Origin of the sequence: Glutamicibacter nicotianae, assembly GCF_016907615.1 — a bacterium.
In the GTDB taxonomy this organism is placed as follows: Bacteria; Actinomycetota; Actinomycetes; order Actinomycetales; family Micrococcaceae; genus Glutamicibacter; species Glutamicibacter nicotianae.
Genome location: NZ_JAFBCH010000001.1, coordinates 2,656,438 through 2,674,392, shown reverse-complemented (window position 1 = coordinate 2,674,392; position 17,955 = coordinate 2,656,438). Strand labels below are relative to the sequence as shown.

Sequence of the window (17,955 nt, the reverse complement as noted above, 5' to 3'; positions counted from 1 at the left end):
AAAAGGACCATATGTCCAGCGATTCCTCATTCGGCCTCATGCGAATCAACCTTGCCACCGCGGATGAAATCCGTGGCTGGAGCTACGGCGAGGTCAAGAAGCCGGAAACCATCAACTACCGCACCCTGAAGCCGGAGAAGGACGGTCTTTTCTGCGAAAAGATCTTCGGCCCTTCCCGCGACTGGGAATGCTACTGCGGCAAGTACAAGCGCGTGCGCTTCAAGGGCATCATCTGCGAGCGTTGCGGCGTCGAGGTGACCCGCGCGAACGTACGCCGTGAGCGCATGGGCCACATCGAGCTTGCAGCCCCAGTGACCCACATCTGGTACTTCAAGGGCGTTCCATCGCGCTTGGGCTACCTGCTTGATCTGGCTCCGAAGGACCTCGAAAAGGTCATCTACTTCGCTGCCTACATGATCACCAGCGTGAATGAGGAACGTCGTCACGCCGAGATGCCGAACCTGCAGGCCCAGCACGACCTGGAGCTGCGCAACCTTGCGAACAACGCGGAAGCCGACAAGAAGGCTGTTGCAGCCGACCTGGAAGCCGAGCTGGAGCGCATGGAAGCAGAAGGCGCCAAGAACGCCGAGCTGAACAAGGCACGCACCCTGGCCGAGAAGACTGTTCTGCAGATCGACAAGCGCGCCAAGGCCGAGGCCGAGCGCCTGCGTGCGGTCTGGGAGCGCTTCAAGAACCTGAAGGTCGCAGACCTGGAAGGCGACGAAGGCCTGTACCGCACCATGCGCGAGAAGTACGGACTGTTCTTCGAAGGGTCCATGGGTGCAGAAGCCATCCAGAAGCGCCTGGAGAACTTCGATCTGGTGGCAGAAGCTGAAGAGCTGAAGACCGTGATCGAGAACGGCAAGGGCCAGAAGAAGGCCCGCGCCCTCAAGCGACTGAAGGTCGTCAACGCGTTCCTGGCCAACGGCAACTCGCCTAAGGGCATGGTCCTCGACGCTGTTCCGGTGATCCCGCCAGAACTGCGCCCGATGGTCCAGCTCGATGGTGGCCGTTTCGCCACCTCGGACCTGAACGACCTGTACCGCCGCGTGATCAACCGCAACAACCGCCTCAAGCGCCTGCTTGATCTCGGTGCCCCTGAGATCATCGTGAACAACGAAAAGCGCATGATGCAGGAAGCTGTGGACTCGCTGTTCGACAACGGCCGCCGTGGCCGTCCGGTCACCGGTCCGGGCAACCGTCCACTGAAGTCCCTGAGCGACATGCTCAAGGGCAAGCAGGGTCGTTTCCGCCAGAACCTGCTCGGCAAGCGCGTTGACTACTCGGGCCGTTCGGTCATCGTGGTTGGCCCGCAGCTGAAGCTGCACCAGTGTGGTCTGCCTAAGCAGATGGCTCTGGAACTGTTCAAGCCTTTCGTGATGAAGCGCCTGGTTGACCTCAACCATGCACAGAACATCAAGTCGGCTAAGCGCATGGTTGAGCGCTACCGTCCACAGGTTTGGGATGTTCTCGAAGAGATCATCACCGAGCACCCGGTACTGCTGAACCGTGCACCGACCCTGCACCGCTTGGGCATCCAGGCCTTCGAACCACAGCTCATTGAAGGTAAGGCACTGCAGCTGCACCCACTGGTGTGTGGCGCGTTCAACGCTGACTTCGACGGTGACCAGATGGCAGTGCACCTGCCGCTGAGCCCAGAAGCACAGGCTGAAGCACGCATCTTGATGCTGTCCTCGCACAATATCTTGAAGCCTTCCGATGGCCGCCCAGTGGCACAGCCTTCGCAGGATATGATCATCGGTCTGCACCACTTGACCACCAAGCGTCCAAATGAAATTGGCGCCGGTCGCGTGTTCTCCAGCGTTTCCGAGGCCATCATGGCCAAGGACCTGGGCGAGCTGCACCTGAACGCACCGATCAAGGTCCGCGTGGAGAACTTCGTTCCTTCCGCAGACCAGCCAGCCCCTGAGGGCTGGGAGCCAGGCACCCCGGCATTGCTGGAGACCTCGCTCGGCCAGGTGCTGTTCAACGACACCCTGCCTGCGGACTACCCATGGGTTGCCACCGTGGCCGGCAAGGACGCGCTTTCGGAGATCGTGAACGACCTGGCAGAGCGCTACCCGAAGATCGTTGCCGCGGCCACCCTGGACAACCTGAAGGACGCCGGTTTCTACTGGTCGACCCGTTCGGGTGTCACCGTGGCGATCTCGGACATCACCTCGAACATGGACAAGACCGCAATTCTTGCTCCATACGAGGAGAAGGCCGCCAAGGTCCAGGCTTCCTACGACAAGGGCCTGATTGCCGATACCGAACGCCGTCAGGACCTGATCGACATCTGGACCAAGGCTACCGACGAGGTTGCCGAGGCGATGAAGAACGGCATGGAAGAGCTGAACACCATTAACCGAATGGTGACTTCCAAGGCTCGTGGTAACTACCTGCAGCTGCGTCAGATCGCGGGTATCCGTGGTCTGGTGTCCAACCCGAAGGGCGAGATCATCCCTCGCCCGATCAAGTCCTCGTACCGCGAAGGCTTGTCGGTTCTGGAGTACTTCATCGCTACCCACGGTGCCCGCAAGGGCCTGGCGGATACCGCGCTGAAGACCGCGAACTCGGGTTACCTGACCCGTCGCCTGGTCGACGTTTCGCAGGATGTCATCGTTCGCGAAGAGGACTGCGGCACCAAGCGCGGCCTGACCGTTGCCATTGCGGACAACTCCGCCGGCATCCGTGTCAAGCACGAGACCGTGGAGAACTCGGCCTACACCCGTACGCTGGCTGCCGACGTGAAGGACGCTGAAGGCAACGTGCTGGCTACCGCCGGCTCGGATGTCGGAGACGTGCTGATCGACGAGCTGTACGCTGCAGGCGTGGACGAGATCCGCGTCCGCTCCGTGCTGACCTGCGACTCGGCTGTCGGAACCTGTGCACTGTGCTACGGCCGTTCGCTGGCCAGCGGCAAGACCGTGGACATCGGCGAGGCTGTGGGCATCATCGCCGCGCAGTCCATCGGCGAGCCTGGTACCCAGCTGACCATGCGTACCTTCCACACCGGTGGTGTGGCATCGGCTGACGATATCACCCAGGGTCTGCCTCGTATCCAGGAATTGTTCGAAGCCCGTACCCCGAAGGGTGTGGCTCCGATGTCCGAGGTCGCCGGTCGCGTGTCGATCGAGGACGACGAGAAGCAGCTGCGTGTCATTGTCACCCCGGACAACGGCGACGAGAAGCAGGCCTACCCGGTTCTGCGTCGTGCTCGGCTGCTGGTTGAAGAAGGCGAAAGCATCGTTGCCGGAACCCAGCTGACCAGCGGTACCCTGGATCCGAAGCAGGTTCTTCGAGTCCTCGGCCCGCGTGAGGCACAGAAGTTCCTGGTCCGCGAGGTCCAGGACGTGTACCAGTCGCAGGGTGTGGGCATCCACGATAAGCACGTGGAAGTCATCGTCCGCCAGATGCTGCGCCGCGTCACCGTCATCGAGTCCGGCGAGACCGACTTGCTGCCAGGCGAGTTGGCCGATCGTTCGCGCTTTACCGCGGCGAACCGCAAGGCTGTCTCGGAAGGCAAGCGTCCAGCTGCCGGCCGTGACGAGATGATGGGCATTACCAAGGCATCGCTGGCCACCGATTCGTGGCTGTCGGCTGCTTCCTTCCAGGAAACCACTCGCGTCCTGACTCAGGCCGCGATGGAAGGCAAGGAAGATCCGCTGCGCGGCCTGAAGGAGAACGTGATCATCGGTAAGCTGATCCCGGCCGGTACCGGCCTGGACCGCTACACCCAGGTCAACGTCGAGCCAACCGATGAGGCAAAGGCAACTTTGTTCACCGGTACCTCGGCCTTCTCCTCCGGCCTGTACGACGATGCGCTGGAAGGCGGGCTGTCGCCTGAATTCCGGGCCATCTCGATGGACGACTACGACCACGGCTCGGACTTCCGCTAAACCGGAAAGCCCGGCGCCGTAAGGTAGCCTGAACCGATGCCTGCCCGCACACTGTGCGGACAGGCATCGGGCGTTTAACCGGGAATGCGCGCGACGGGCGGGGGAGAAGCCAACCGCCGTCATGGCAGATAATTAGGTGACAAATCGTCTGGGAGATCTAGCTCCTGGATAACTGTGCAAGCGAATCCCACCGGCAGCAACAGGCGCTTATCAGCTGGAGACCAGTGCGGGGTTCAAGTAGTTTTCACCTGGCGGCCCAGTGGCGTTCAGCTGCGGGAGATAGCGTGGTCACTACCCAAGCCGGCTCGATGGCGGATGAGGCTGGAGGGGCCTGGGCGGTGAGTTAGCTTACTGTACATGGTGGCTCGGTGGATTAATGATAGACTGAGATCAATTGTTTTATGTGTGGCAAAATGGACTCCGTCCGGGTTGCGGGTAGGTTGCGCAACGAATGCCACACTTTCGCACGCCTAGGGACTTTTGATTCTGAGTGCGCGGTAAAGCAAGCAGCTAGCTACATTGCGAAGCGCTAAAACTTTTCTAGGCTTAGGCGTTTTCGTCGTGTTGCCGAAGAACTTAGACAATGGAAGGACACGAAAGTGCCTACTATTCAGCAGCTGGTCCGCAAGGGCCGCTCGCCTAAGGTCGTCAAGACCAAGGCCCCTGCCCTTAAGGGCAACCCAATGCGCCGTGGCGTGTGCACCCGCGTGTACACCACCACTCCGAAGAAGCCAAACTCGGCTCTGCGTAAGGTCGCACGTGTGCGCCTTGCCGGTGGCGTCGAAGTTACCGCTTACATTCCAGGTGTCGGACACAACCTGCAGGAACACTCCATCGTGCTCGTTCGCGGTGGTCGTGTGAAGGACCTTCCAGGTGTCCGCTACAAGATTGTTCGTGGTGCTCTGGATACCCAGGGTGTGAAGGATCGTAAGCAGGCTCGTTCCCGCTACGGTGCAAAGAAGGATGGTAAGTAATGCCTCGTAAGGGTCCGGCGCCAAAGCGCCCACTAGTTTCTGATCCAGTCTTCGATTCCCCATTGGTCACCCAGCTGATCAACAAGGTTCTCGTAGACGGCAAGAAGTCCACTGCAGAGCGCATTGTTTACGGTGCACTCGAAGGTGCCGCGGCAAAGTCCGGCACCGATGCTGTTTCGACCCTCAAGAAGGCCATGGACAACATCCGTCCAGCCCTCGAGGTTCGTTCCCGCCGTGTCGGTGGCGCTACCTACCAGGTTCCTGTTGAGGTCAAGCCAGGCCGTGCAACCGCACTGGCTCTGCGCTGGCTGGTTGGCTACTCGAAGGCTCGCCGCGAGAAGACCATGATCGAGCGTTTGATGAACGAGATCCTGGACGCATCGAACGGTCTGGGTGCCGCTGTGAAGCGTCGCGAAGACACTCACAAGATGGCTGAGTCCAACAAGGCCTTCGCCCACTACCGCTGGTAAGAACCGCTCGGAAAAGCTGGGCATCAACCGATGCCCAGCGATTCCGGCCTCACCTTATAGGGAGACAACGTGGCACAGGACGTGCTTACTGACCTTAACAAGGTCCGCAATATCGGCATCATGGCTCACATTGACGCCGGTAAGACCACTACTACTGAGCGCATCCTGTTCTACACGGGTGTGAACCACAAGCTCGGTGAAACCCACGACGGTGCTTCGACCACCGACTGGATGGAGCAGGAAAAGGAACGCGGTATCACCATTACCTCCGCGGCCGTGACCTGCTTCTGGAACAAGAACCAGATCAACATCATCGATACCCCGGGCCACGTTGACTTCACCGTTGAGGTGGAGCGCTCGCTGCGCGTGCTCGATGGCGCCGTTGCCGTCTTCGATGGCAAGGAAGGCGTTGAGCCTCAGTCCGAGACCGTTTGGCGCCAGGCCGACAAGTACAACGTTCCACGTATCTGCTTCGTCAACAAGATGGACAAGCTGGGTGCTGACTTCTACTTCACCGTAGACACCATCATCAAGCGCCTGGGTGCCAAGCCGCTGGTCATGCAGCTGCCAATCGGCTCCGAGTCGGACTTCATCGGTGTTGTCGACCTGCTGACCATGAAGGCTTTCGTTTGGGAAGGCGACGCCAAGGGCGACGTTTCCCTGGGTGCCGCCTACGAAACCCGCGAAATCCCTGCAGACCTGCAGGAAAAGGCTGAAGAGTACCGCGCCAAGCTGGTTGAAGATGTCGCTGAGGCATCCGAAGAGCTCATGGAGAAGTACCTCGAAGGCGAAGAGATCTCCCTCGAGGAACTGAAGGCTGGCATCCGCAAGCTGACCGTGAACTCGGAAGCTTACCCGGTATTCTGTGGTTCGGCGTTCAAGAACCGCGGCGTGCAGCCAATGCTCGACGCTGTTGTCGACTTCCTGCCAAGCCCGCTCGACGTGGGCGCAATGGTCGGTCACGATCCAAAGAACGAAGAAATCGAGCTCACTCGCGAGCCTTCCGAGGATGCACCATTCTCGGCACTGGCATTCAAGATTGCCGCTCACCCATTCTTCGGCCAGTTGAACTTCATCCGCGTTTACTCCGGCAAGGTAGAGTCCGGCGCACAGCTGCTGAACTCCACCAAGCAGAAGAAGGAACGCGTTGGCAAGCTCTTCCAGATGCACTCCAACAAGGAGCAGCCGGTAGACGAGATCCACGCAGGTCACATCTACGCTGTGATTGGCCTGAAGGACACCACCACCGGTGACACCCTGTGCGATCCGCAGAACCCAATCGTTCTTGAGTCGATGACCTTCCCGGATCCAGTGATCTTCGTGGCCATCGAACCAAAGACCAAGGGTGACCAAGAGAAGCTGTCGACTGCTATCCAGAAGCTGTCGGCAGAAGACCCAACCTTCACCGTGTCCCTGAACGAAGACACCGGCCAGACCGAGATCGGCGGCATGGGCGAGCTTCACCTGGACATCCTCGTTGACCGCATGAAGCGCGAATTCCGCGTTGAGGCCAACGTTGGCAAGCCGCAGGTTGCATACCGCGAAACCATCAAGAAGGCTGTGGAGAAGGTTGACTTCACCCACAAGAAGCAGACCGGTGGTTCGGGCCAGTTCGCAAAGGTCCAGGTATCGTTCGAGCCTCTGGAAGTTGTCGACGGCGTAACCTACGAGTTCAAGAACGCTGTGACCGGTGGTCGTGTTCCTCGCGAATACATTCCTTCGGTTGACGCAGGTATCCAGGACGCAATGCAGTACGGTATCCTTGCAGGCTACCCGCTGGTTGGCGTCAAGGCTACCCTCATCGATGGTGCTTACCACGATGTCGACTCCTCGGAAATGGCCTTCAAGATCGCTGGTTCCCAGGTATTCAAGGAAGGCGCACGCCGCGCTAACCCTGTTCTGCTTGAACCGCTGATGAGCGTTGAAGTCCGTACCCCAGAAGAGTACATGGGTGACGTTATCGGTGATATCAACTCCCGCCGTGGTTCCATCCAGGAGATGTCCGACGCTGCTGGCGTCAAGGTCATCCGCGCTGGCGTGCCGCTGTCCGAGATGTTCGGTTACATTGGTGACCTGCGTTCCAAGACCCAGGGTCGCGCAGTTTACTCGATGACCTTCGACAGCTACTCTGAGGTTCCGAAGGCAGTAGCCGACGAGATCATCCAGAAGTCCCGCGGCGAGTAATCGTCTCGGAATAAAACCTGGCCGTGACCCCCATTGCGGGGAAGTGGCCGATCGCGGGCCGGTTCCGTTGGGAAACGGAGCCGGCACCGCAAACGGCCAACGAGGGATTTGCATCACAATGCAGGGCCCGCAGAGGACCGGAATTTCCTAAATTATCCAAGCCCCCAGTAGACTATTTCTAGTTCGTTTGCGAACCGCGCAGACGAAGAATGTCTTCTGTAAATGTTTCTAGGAGGAACTTGTGGCAAAGGCAAAGTTCGAGCGCAACAAGCCGCACGTCAACATTGGTACCATCGGTCACGTTGACCACGGTAAGACCACTCTGACCGCAGCTATCTCCAAGGTTCTGGCTGACAAGTACCCAGACCTGAACGAAAAGCGCGACTTCGCTAACATCGACTCGGCTCCAGAAGAGCGCCAGCGCGGTATTACCATCAATATCTCGCACATCGAGTACCAGACCGAGAAGCGTCACTACGCACACGTTGACGCTCCAGGCCACGCTGACTATGTCAAGAACATGATCACCGGTGCTGCTCAGATGGACGGCGCAATCCTCGTTGTTGCCGCCACCGATGGCCCAATGGCTCAGACCCGCGAGCACGTTCTGCTGGCCCGCCAGGTTGGTGTTCCAACCCTGATGGTCGCACTGAACAAGTCGGACATGGTTGAGGACGAAGAGCTGCTCGAGCTCGTGGAGATGGAAGTTCGCGAACTTCTGTCCTCGCAGGGCTTCGATGGCGACGACGCTCCAGTGATCCAAGTTTCGGGCCTGAAGGCTCTGGAAGGCGATCCAAAGTGGGTTGCAGCTGTTGAGGAACTGATGGACGCTGTTGACAGCTTCATCCCGGATCCAGTTCGCGACCGCGACAAGCCATTCCTGATGCCAATTGAAGATGTCTTCACCATCACCGGCCGCGGTACCGTTGTTACCGGTCGCGCCGAGCGTGGCACCCTGGCAATCAACTCGGAAGTTGAGATTGTCGGCATCCGCCCAATCCAGAAGACCACCGTTACCGGTATCGAGATGTTCCACAAGCAGCTCGACGAAGCATGGGCAGGCGAGAACTGTGGTCTGCTGCTTCGCGGTCTGAAGCGCGACGATGTTGAGCGTGGCCAGGTTGTCGTAGCCCCAGGCTCGATCACCCCGCACACCAACTTCGAAGCTAACGTCTACATCCTGTCGAAGGACGAAGGCGGACGTCATAACCCGTTCTACTCGAACTACCGTCCGCAGTTCTACTTCCGCACCACCGACGTTACCGGCGTTATCACCCTCCCAGAGGGCACCGAAATGGTTATGCCAGGCGACAACACCGAAATGTCGGTTGAGCTGATCCAGCCAATCGCTATGGAAGAGGGCCTCGGCTTCGCAATTCGCGAAGGCGGCCGCACCGTTGGTTCGGGCAAGGTTACCTCCATCACCAAGTAGTCATTACTTGACGGTGTAGTTCCTTAGCGGACTGAGAAGATCCCCCAGCACTTATGTGCTGGGGGATTTTTTGCTTAATTGCGAGCGTCAGCTAGTGAATATATCTAGAAGGTGGTCTAATTGAAGAGCGTACCAATTCATTAACTGGGGGAGTGGCTTCAATGATCGGCTGGGTCATCGTATCTATCATGTTGATCCTGCTGGCCTTCGGCCTTGGCCGACACCAGGGAAAACGAGCTGCTTCGCACAGCCAGCAACAGCTGGATGCTCTGGGCGAAGCCTGGCAGAGAGGCTACGACGAGGCCGTCAGATACTTGGAACAATCCGGTGGGAAGGCTCCCGCGGAGCCAGCCGTCGACGAAGCCCTGGGGGGCCCGGTACCGCCGGATAATGCGCAACCCGCGCAGCCGCAACTGGCAGCCGTCAGTAACACCGCGCCGGTCGCTTCAGGGGCCGAGGCAGTTCGTGGCAACCAGCCGTACCTCCAGCAAGTTCCTGCTAATGCAGCTTCCGCCTACGGCGCCCCTGCCCCCGCGGCGGCGACCGGGTCTACGGTGCCGGCAAAGCCGATGAAGGTCCTGACCAAGCGCGAGCGCGAATTGCGCAATATCAATATCACGCTCTACGTCGCGGCTCTAATGATCGTTGCTGCCGGCGCGCTATTCCTGAGCTTCGCGTTGCCGCCGCTCTCCAAGCTCATTGCCATCTTCCTGATCTCGGCTGCGTTCTATGGCGGCGGCCTGATCACCTATGCAGTGAAGGCTTCCTTGCGGCCAGCGGGTGCCGCCTTTGCCGGCACCGGTTTGGCCTTGCTGCCGTTGTGCGCCATCGCCACGTACAGCACGCTGGAGATCTCCGGGCCAGCGACCTGGCTGGTATTCTCGGCCATCGGCACGGTAGCAGTAGGCTATGCGACGCTGGCGCTCAAGTCCCGTGTCTTGGCCTGGGTTGCCGTGCTGATTCTGGTCAGCACCGCCATGGCGGGCGCGGCCACGATGCAGCGCGGAGTCCTCTACTACATGCTGATCCTGCTGGTGCTCTCGATCGTGCTGATGCTTCTCGCCTCACGCAGCGAAAGGATCCGCGCCTCGATCTTCTTCCAAGCGCTGCTCGGCACCGCGCAGCTGCTGCCTGCGTTCGTCTTCGTCCTGGCGGCGATCCTTGCCGAGATGCTCACCAGCCGGGATCTGTTCTGGATCTTCGCCTTGCTCACCGCCCAATTGCTGCTCAGTGTCAGGCTGCTCGCCAACCTGCGTTTGCTTCGCACGTATGCTGCCCGCGCCGCGTTCATGGGGGTTCTCGTCTCTGGCTGCAACTATCTCGGCATGACCGCAACGAGCACCTGGCTGGTGCTTGCCTACGCCTTTGGACTCCAGGCCGTGGCAGTCCTGCGCTGGGCGACCGGATACCGGCAGAGATTGGGATTGGCACTCAAGCACTTGCAAATTGAACGCGCGGTGCTGTGGAGCGCCGGGATTGCCTCGGTCGCTTTCGCGTACTTTGCCGCAGAGGGCTTCGAGACCTTCATGCTCAGCTGCATCGCGGTCCCCATCTTCATGGCGTTGGCAGTGACGGGCCTGCTGCGCGGAGCCAAGCTGGAAATTGGAGCCATTGCGGTTCTTGCGCTCGTGACGCTGGTGGATCTGCAGATTTACACCTGGCGTCCGCTGCCGGCCTTCGTGCTGGCGCTGCTCGCTCTTTCGCTGGCGCATCGCCGCACTCGCGGCCTGCTTAGGGAAATCACCAGCCACGTGCGCTGGGTACTGGCGCTGGTTGGCGCAGGAGTGCTCGGCGTGGCGCTCCAGGAGCTCGCGACCGAGGGCGACGGATCTGCGAATGGCACCGCCTCGTTGATTGCGGTGCTCCTGGTGATGTTCATCGTGTGGGTGGCGAATCTGGCGAGCCGATCCTTGCTGGAACGAGGATTGGCGCAGGCGCACCGGCTGGGCCGCGTGGGTGCTTCGGCGCTGCTCGGCGTGGTACTTCTGCTCGGCCTGAGGGTGCTGTCATCCATGGGCGAAGATGGCTACGGTGCAAGTTTTGTGGCGTTCCTCGGGCTCAGCTCGCTGGTCTGGTTTATCGTCGGCCTGGTGATTGCAGTGGGCCTGGTCATTGCCTCGGCGTGGCGGCTTCGCGATCTTCCTTCCCAACGACCCGGGCTGGGACAGCCGATCAGCCTGGGGGCCGCCGGCTTGCTGCTGGGGCTCTATGCGCTCAGCTTCGGTAGGGATTTCTGGCCGCTGGCGATCTTCGTCGGGGCAGCTTCCTTGGGTTATTTCATCTGGTGCCTGCGCCGTAGCATCAATCAGCAGTGGAAGGTCATCTACGCCGCGTTGGCCCAAGTGTTCTTCAGCTCCATGGTGTGGTGGGTTGCCTACAGCATGGAATTCGACATCCACGGCAGGTTCTGCCTGCTGCTGGTTTCGGTGGCCATCCCGCAATTGGTCCGCTTGCTGGCCGGCATCCGCAGAGGCAATGCGCTGCGTAGCGAATTGCGGTGGATGGCAGTTGGGCTACTGGCGGGCATTCCAGCAGCAACGTTGGCTTACGGGCCGTTCGCCGGCGGCTTTGATCGGGGAGCGGTTCTTCTTGCCTGCTTGTTCTTCGGACTGCACGGACTGGCTGCATTCAAAGCTGAGACCGGCCTAGCGGTAGTCAAGCGACAGCTCTATCTGGTGGCCCCGACTCTGTCGCTGATCCTGCTGATCAGCATTCCGGCGCTGGCGATGCCTGACGCGACCGGGTGGGTCCGCACCAGCTGGTGGAGTTCGCAAGCTGCTTGCGCCATGCTGCTGGCGCTGGGCCTCGGCGCCCTCATCCTTGAATGGCGTTTGCGCGCCAAGAAGCAGTATTCGCTGGCAGTGGCGCTGGCCATCTTCCTTCCCGCGGTATGGGCCGGCGCATGGCAGGCAGGTTCTTGGTGGGCAGTTGCTGCGCACTTGTTGATGGCTTGCGCGTTCATCCTCATGGTGCACACGCGCACGAGTGCCTGGTATGCCTCCGGATCGAGCATCATGCTGGTTGTGGCAATCCTGCGTGCGGTCTTCGAAGTGCGGCAAGCTGGCGGGGCCCTTGCGATGGAAGCGATGGATGCCGCATGGGCGCTGGCAGGCGCCGGCATGGCGCTGTATCTGCTTGCCATCTTCCATGGGCGAATGACGGAACCAGTACCGGGATATCCTCATTTCGGCTACCTCCATGCGGATCCGCCCGGTGCTGCTTCGCGATTGTATTTTGCCGGCATGCTCCTCGCGTTGCTGCTGGCAGGTGGGATCGGCCACCTCGATGCTGGCGCAACCTGGCAGGTGGTCGGCGGCGCGCTGCTCATCTTCGGCGTTGCGGTGCTGGTGCGGCTCTACGAGCTTCCCCAGGCGCTGGTGCCTTTCGCGGTGGACGGCTTCATTCTCCTCGGGGCCCTGCTGGCGTTCAGCAGTTATGCGCAGATCGCCGGCGCGCCGCGGGCCAGCAGCGTGGCAGCCTATGCCTGCGTTGTTGCAGTAGTGCTGGTGGTGTGGCGCAATGCCAGAGCCGATGCGCGATTGCAGAAGATCTACCTGCTGGCTGCATCGGCTGCCGGCAGCCTGGCTTTGCTTACGGCGCTGGTCGAATCCAATGGTGCAGCCCAGGTGATCGGCCTGGTCTTCTTCGGCGCACTGGTGGCGTGGGGGTTGAAACTGGGGGAGCGGCTGTTCATCTGGTGGGGTGCGGCAGCCATCACCCTGGCAGTCTTGTGGTTCCTGCGCGACCTGGCGTTCCTCTGGCTGGTGATCATCGGCCTGGGGCTGATTGCCGCCGCGGTCTTCAAGCTGGTGAAAGTTGACAAGCAGGAATCCGTGCCGGCGAAGCAAGGAAGCCTGGCAGATCCACCGCTGCCTGCGGGGCCGGAGCGGACCGGACAGGATGGGCCAGAGTCGTCGTGAGGTCAAGATCACGGGCACGGATAGGCATAAAAGATTTGCGCGATCGTGGCCGACCTGTCAGACTAGATAAGTTGCTTCAGTGCAACCCGATCCCCATTTATGGGGTAACCGGATCTGGTTTGAACGACCGGGATCGACTCTCACGCAGGATAATGCCTGGGGTTCGGGATCGATACAACTGCTTCAAACTATAAGGCCCCTCGATAAGGTGAAAACTTTGTGGGTGTTTTGTGACTGAAATTTTCACGACACGCCCGAGCGCGGGGGTCGGAGCCTCCTGCGGGTGAGGAACCCGGATCTGATCCGGATTCAGCCGCAGAGCAAGGCGTGCCGGTCCGGAAGGACCCGTATACAGGCACAGAAACTTTAGATAGTGCTAACAGAAAGAGGCATGACGCCATGGCGGGACAGAAAATCCGCATCCGGCTGAAGTCGTATGACCACGAGGTCATTGACGTTTCGGCCCGGAAGATCGTTGAGACGGTCACGCGCGCAGGCGCAACCGTAGTCGGCCCAGTGCCGCTGCCAACGGAGAAGAACGTGTACTGCGTTATCCGTTCGCCACACAAGTACAAGGACAGCCGTGAGCACTTCGAAATGCGCACGCACAAGCGTCTGATCGACATTGTTGATCCGACCCCGAAGGCTGTTGATTCGCTGATGCGTCTCGACCTGCCAGCGGATGTCAACATCGAAATCAAGCTTTAAGGGGAGGTGGCGAGAAAACTATGACCGCAACCCGTAATTTCAAGGGCCTGTTGGGCACGAAGCTCGGCATGACCCAGGTTTGGGATTCGAACAACAACCTGATCCCTGTCACCGTCGTGCAGGCTGACAGCAACGTTGTCACCAAGCTCATCACTGAAGAGCGCGATGGCTACACCGCAGTTCAGATCGGCTACGGCCAGATCGATCCTCGCAAGGTCACCAAGCCAATGGCTGGCCACTTCGAGGCTGCTGGCGTTACCCCACGTCGCCACCTGGTAGAACTGCGCACCGCAGACGCTGCCGAGTACACCGCAGGCCAGGAGCTCTCCGTAGAGGTCTTCGAAGCCGGCCAGAAGGTCGACGTCGTAGGCACCTCGAAGGGTAAGGGCTTCGCCGGCGTTATGAAGCGCCACAACTTCTCCGGTGTTGGCGCATCGCACGGTGCTCACAAGAACCACCGTAAGCCAGGTTCCATCGGCGGCGCATCGACCCCAGGTCGCGTATTCCGCGGACAGAAGATGGCCGGTCGCATGGGTGCTGAGCGTGTTACCACTCAGAACCTGACCATTCACGCTATCGACGTTGAGAAGAACCTCCTGCTGATCAAGGGTGCCGTTCCAGGTGCCCGCGGCCGCGTCGTTCTCGTACGCAACGCCGTGAAGGGAGCATAAGTAAATGACTAAGGCACTTAACGTCGAACTGCCTGCAGAGATCTTCGACGTACAGACCAACGTCCCGCTGCTGCACCAGGTTGTCGTCGCACAGCTTGCTGCTGCCCGCCAGGGTACCCACAAGACCAAGGACCGCTCCGAGGTTTCGGGTGCAGGTCGCAAGCCGTTCAAGCAGAAGGGTACCGGCCGCGCCCGCCAGGGTTCGATCCGTGCTCCGCACATGACCGGCGGTGGCATTGTCCACGGTCCAACTCCACGTGACTACTCGCAGCGTACCCCGAAGAAGATGAAGGCTGCTGCACTGCGCGGCGCCCTGTCTGATCGCGCACGCTTCGATCGCGTCCACGTGATTGAGAACCTGGTTGCTGGCGAAACGCCTTCGACCAAGGAAGCTCTGGCTACCTTGCGTTCGCTCACCGAGCGCAAGAACCTGCTTGTCGTCATCGATCGCGCCAACGATGTTGCAGCCCTCTCGGTTCGCAACCTCGTCAATGTGCACGTTCTGTACGTCGACCAGCTGAACACCTACGATGTTCTGGTTTCGGATGACGTAGTCTTCACCAAGGCTGCCTTCGATGCCCTGGTCCAGAAGGAGGAAGCCAAGTGAGCGCGTTCTCAAAGGCTCCACACGACGTGGTCATCGCACCTGTCGTTTCGGAAAAGAGCTACGGTCTGATCGACGAAGGTCAGTACACCTTCGAGGTAGCACCAGGCTCCAACAAGTCGGAAATCAAGTACGCCGTTGAAGCCATCTTCAACGTCAAGGTTGACTCCGTTAACACCATCAACCGAGCTGGCAAGCGCAAGCGCACCCGCTTCGGGTGGGGTGCGCGCAAGAACACCAAGCGCGCCATCGTCACCTTGAAGGACGGCTCGATTGACATCTTCGGCGGTCCGCTTTCCTAAGCGGAGACCACTTTAACGAGGAATATAAATAATGGGAATTCGTAAGTACAAGCCGACTACCCCGGGCCTTCGCGGCTCGTCGGTAGCCGACTTCGCAGAAATCACCCGATCGACTCCGGAAAAGTCGTTGGTTCGTCCACTGACCAAGTCAGGCGGCCGTAACAACTCCGGTAAGATCACCACCCGTCACAAGGGTGGCGGACACAAGCGCGCCTACCGCGTGATCGACTTCCGTCGTCACGACAAGGACGGCGTTCCGGCAAAGGTCGCTCACATCGAGTACGACCCGAACCGTACCGCACGCATTGCGCTGCTCCACTACGTGGACGGCACCAAGCGTTACATCATCGCACCGAACAACCTGAAGCAGGGCGACGCTATTGAGGCCGGCGCAAACGCCGACATCAAGCCAGGCAACAACCTGCCACTGCGTAACATCCCGGTTGGTACCGTGATCCACGCTGTTGAGCTCCGCCCAGGCGGCGGCGCCAAGATGGCTCGTTCCGCTGGTGCATCGATCCAGCTGGTAGCCCGCGAGGGCCGCTACGCTCAGCTGCGTTTGCCTTCGGGCGAAATCCGCAACGTTGATGTGCGCTGCCGCGCAACCATCGGCGAAGTTGGCAACGCTGAGCAGATCAACATCAACTGGGGCAAGGCCGGCCGCATGCGCTGGAAGGGCGTACGCCCAACCGTTCGCGGTGTTGTCATGAACCCAGTTGACCACCCACATGGTGGCGGTGAAGGCAAGACCTCCGGTGGTCGTCACCCGGTCAACCCTAACGGTAAGCGTGAGGGACGCACCCGTCGTCCAAACAAGGAAAGCGACAAGCTCATTGTGCGTCGCCGCAAGACCGGCAAGAACAAGCGATAGGAGCCTGGAAACATGCCACGCAGCCTGAAGAAAGGCCCCTTCGTCGATCAGCACCTGTTCCTGAAGGTCGTTGCTGAAAACGAAAAGGGCACCAAGAACGTCATCAAGACGTGGTCCCGCCGTTCGATGATCATCCCGGACATGCTGGGACACACCATCGCCGTACACGACGGTCGCAAGCACATCCCAGTGTTCGTCACCGAATCGATGGTTGGACACAAGCTCGGAGAGTTTGCCCCAACCCGTACGTTCCGTGGCCACGTGAAGGACGACAAGAAGGGCAAGCGCCGCTAGGCCCCGCGAGGGTACTAGTATCGCTTAGCACTTCTTCGATAGACGAGAGAAGGATAGCAATGGAAGCCAAGGCAATTGCGCGTCACATCCGCGTAACGCCTATGAAGGCCCGGCGCGTCGTCAACCTTGTTCGTGGTCTGCAGACCAACGAGGCACTGGCCATCTTGAAGTTTGCCCCACAGGCAGCTTCGGAGCCGGTATACAAGGTTGTCGCATCGGCAGTGGCTAACGCCCGTGCCGCCGCGGACCGCGCAGGTGAAGCATTCAATGAGGACGAGCTGTTTATCAGCGAAGCGTTTGTTGACGAAGGTCCGACCATGAAGCGGTTCCAGCCGCGTGCACAGGGTCGCGCATTCCAGATCAAGAAGCGCACCAGCCACGTGACTGTGGTTGTTTCAACCACGCAGAAGGGTGGGGAGAACTAAATGGGACAGAAGATTAACCCGAACGGTTTCCGTCTCGGCATCACCACCGATCACGTTTCCCACTGGTTCGCTGATTCCAGCAAGCCAGGCCAGCGCTACGCTGACTACGTGAAGGAAGATGTCCAGATCCGCGCCCTGCTGTCTAACGGCATGGACCGCGCTGGCATCGCCCGCGTCGAGATCGAGCGTACCCGTGACCGCGTACGTGTGGATATCCACACTGCACGTCCAGGTATCGTCATTGGTCGTCGCGGCGCAGAAGCTGACCGCATTCGCGGCGAGCTGGAAAAGCTCACCAAGAAGCAGGTTCAGCTGAACATCCTCGAGGTCAAGAACCCTGACATGGAGGCCATGCTGGTCGCCCAGGGCATCGCCGAGCAGCTTGCTTCCCGCGTGGCTTTCCGCCGTGCGATGAAGAAGGCAATGCAGTCGGCAATGCGCGCTGGTGCCAAGGGCATCCGCGTTCAGTGCTCCGGTCGACTTGGCGGCGCAGAAATGTCCCGCAAGGAGTTCTACCGCGAAGGCCGTGTGCCGCTGCACACCCTGCGCGCGAACATCGACTTCGGCAAGTTCGAAGCCAAGACCACCTTCGGCCGCATCGGCGTGAAGGTCTGGATCTACAAGGGTGACGTTACCGCCAAGGAACTAGCTGCACAGCAGGCTGCTGCTCCAGCTCGTGGCGGCCGTGGCGGCAACGACCGTCCACGTGGCGGCGAACGCCGTCGTCGCAACGATCGCAAGGGCGCTGCAGCTCCGGCTGCGGAAGGAGGACAGGCTTAAATGCTTATCCCACGTCGTGTGAAGTTCCGCAAGCAGCACCACCCGAAGCGTTCGGGCGCTGCTAAGGGCGGCACCACCGTAGCATTCGGTGAGTTCGGTATCCAGGCGTTGACCCCGGCTTACGTGACTAACCGTCAGATCGAAGCCGCTCGTATCGCCATGACCCGTTACATCAAGCGTGGCGGTAAGGTCTGGATCAACATCTACCCAGACCGTCCGCTGACCAAGAAGCCTGCCGAAACCCGCATGGGTTCCGGTAAGGGTTCGCCGGAGTGGTGGGTCGCCAACGTCAAGCCAGGACGAGTCATGTTTGAACTCGGTGGCGTCAGTGAAGAGGTAGCTAAAGAGGCATTGCGTCTTGCAATCCACAAGCTGCCAATGAAGGCACGCATCGTGCGTCGTGAAGGTGGTGAATAGG

The 17,955-nt window shown here is 60.0% G+C and carries 15 protein-coding genes; all 15 read left to right on the top strand.

What is annotated here, in order from left to right:
* The first annotated feature begins 11 nt into the window (after positions 1-11).
* The 15 genes from JOE62_RS12750 (at position 12) to rplP (ending at position 17,954) form a co-directional block, all read left to right on the top strand.
* Positions 12-3,902 (top strand): DNA-directed RNA polymerase subunit beta', encoded by a 3,891-nt coding sequence (locus JOE62_RS12750; protein ID WP_204722630.1) that lies wholly within the window; start codon positions 12-14, stop codon positions 3,900-3,902.
* Positions 3,903-4,501: 599 nt separating this feature from the next.
* Positions 4,502-4,876 carry a 30S ribosomal protein S12 gene (gene rpsL / locus JOE62_RS12745; protein ID WP_013349694.1) on the top strand — a complete coding sequence of 125 codons (375 nt, stop codon included), beginning with the start codon at positions 4,502-4,504 and terminating at the stop codon, positions 4,874-4,876.
* Positions 4,876-5,346, top strand: coding sequence for a 30S ribosomal protein S7 (rpsG, locus tag JOE62_RS12740; RefSeq protein WP_038992204.1), 471 nt, complete (start codon positions 4,876-4,878; stop codon positions 5,344-5,346). The genes rpsL and rpsG overlap by 1 nt, the downstream gene beginning before the upstream one ends.
* Positions 5,347-5,415: 69 nt before the next feature.
* Positions 5,416-7,530, top strand: a complete 2,115-nt coding sequence (fusA, locus tag JOE62_RS12735) for an elongation factor G (protein ID WP_204722629.1) — start codon at positions 5,416-5,418, stop codon at positions 7,528-7,530.
* A 241-nt stretch (positions 7,531-7,771) separates the two neighbouring features.
* A complete protein-coding gene (gene tuf / locus JOE62_RS12730) occupies positions 7,772-8,962 on the top strand; it encodes an elongation factor Tu (RefSeq protein WP_204722628.1) in 1,191 nt (396 codons plus the stop codon).
* Positions 8,963-9,114: 152 nt separating this feature from the next.
* Positions 9,115-12,882, top strand: coding sequence for a hypothetical protein (locus JOE62_RS12725; RefSeq protein WP_204722627.1), 3,768 nt, complete (start codon positions 9,115-9,117; stop codon positions 12,880-12,882).
* Positions 12,883-13,281: 399 nt separating this feature from the next.
* Entirely contained in the window at positions 13,282-13,590 is a 309-nt protein-coding gene (rpsJ, locus tag JOE62_RS12720) for a 30S ribosomal protein S10 (RefSeq protein WP_013349689.1), read from the top strand.
* Between the two features lie 20 nt (positions 13,591-13,610).
* On the top strand, positions 13,611-14,261 hold the full coding sequence (gene rplC / locus JOE62_RS12715; RefSeq protein WP_038992198.1) for a 50S ribosomal protein L3: 651 nt from the start codon (positions 13,611-13,613) through the stop codon (positions 14,259-14,261).
* A 4-nt stretch (positions 14,262-14,265) separates the two neighbouring features.
* Positions 14,266-14,868 (top strand): 50S ribosomal protein L4, encoded by a 603-nt coding sequence (gene rplD, locus JOE62_RS12710; RefSeq protein WP_038992197.1) that lies wholly within the window; start codon positions 14,266-14,268, stop codon positions 14,866-14,868.
* Positions 14,865-15,167, top strand: coding sequence for a 50S ribosomal protein L23 (gene rplW / locus JOE62_RS12705; RefSeq protein ID WP_038992196.1), 303 nt, complete (start codon positions 14,865-14,867; stop codon positions 15,165-15,167). The genes rplD and rplW overlap by 4 nt, the downstream gene beginning before the upstream one ends.
* A gap of 31 nt (positions 15,168-15,198) precedes the next feature.
* Entirely contained in the window at positions 15,199-16,038 is an 840-nt protein-coding gene (gene rplB / locus JOE62_RS12700) for a 50S ribosomal protein L2 (protein ID WP_038992195.1), read from the top strand.
* 12 nt (positions 16,039-16,050) lie between these two features.
* Positions 16,051-16,332 carry a 30S ribosomal protein S19 gene (rpsS, locus tag JOE62_RS12695; protein ID WP_022874134.1) on the top strand — a complete coding sequence of 94 codons (282 nt, stop codon included), beginning with the start codon at positions 16,051-16,053 and terminating at the stop codon, positions 16,330-16,332.
* Between the two features lie 59 nt (positions 16,333-16,391).
* Positions 16,392-16,757: a 50S ribosomal protein L22 gene (gene rplV / locus JOE62_RS12690; RefSeq protein ID WP_013349683.1), complete on the top strand. Its 366-nt coding sequence runs from the start codon at positions 16,392-16,394 to the stop codon at positions 16,755-16,757.
* Positions 16,758-17,537, top strand: a complete 780-nt coding sequence (gene rpsC, locus JOE62_RS12685; RefSeq protein ID WP_038992194.1) for a 30S ribosomal protein S3 — start codon at positions 16,758-16,760, stop codon at positions 17,535-17,537. It begins immediately after the preceding gene.
* Positions 17,538-17,954, top strand: a complete 417-nt coding sequence (gene rplP, locus JOE62_RS12680; RefSeq protein WP_022874131.1) for a 50S ribosomal protein L16 — start codon at positions 17,538-17,540, stop codon at positions 17,952-17,954.
* Position 17,955: the final 1 nt, after the last annotated feature.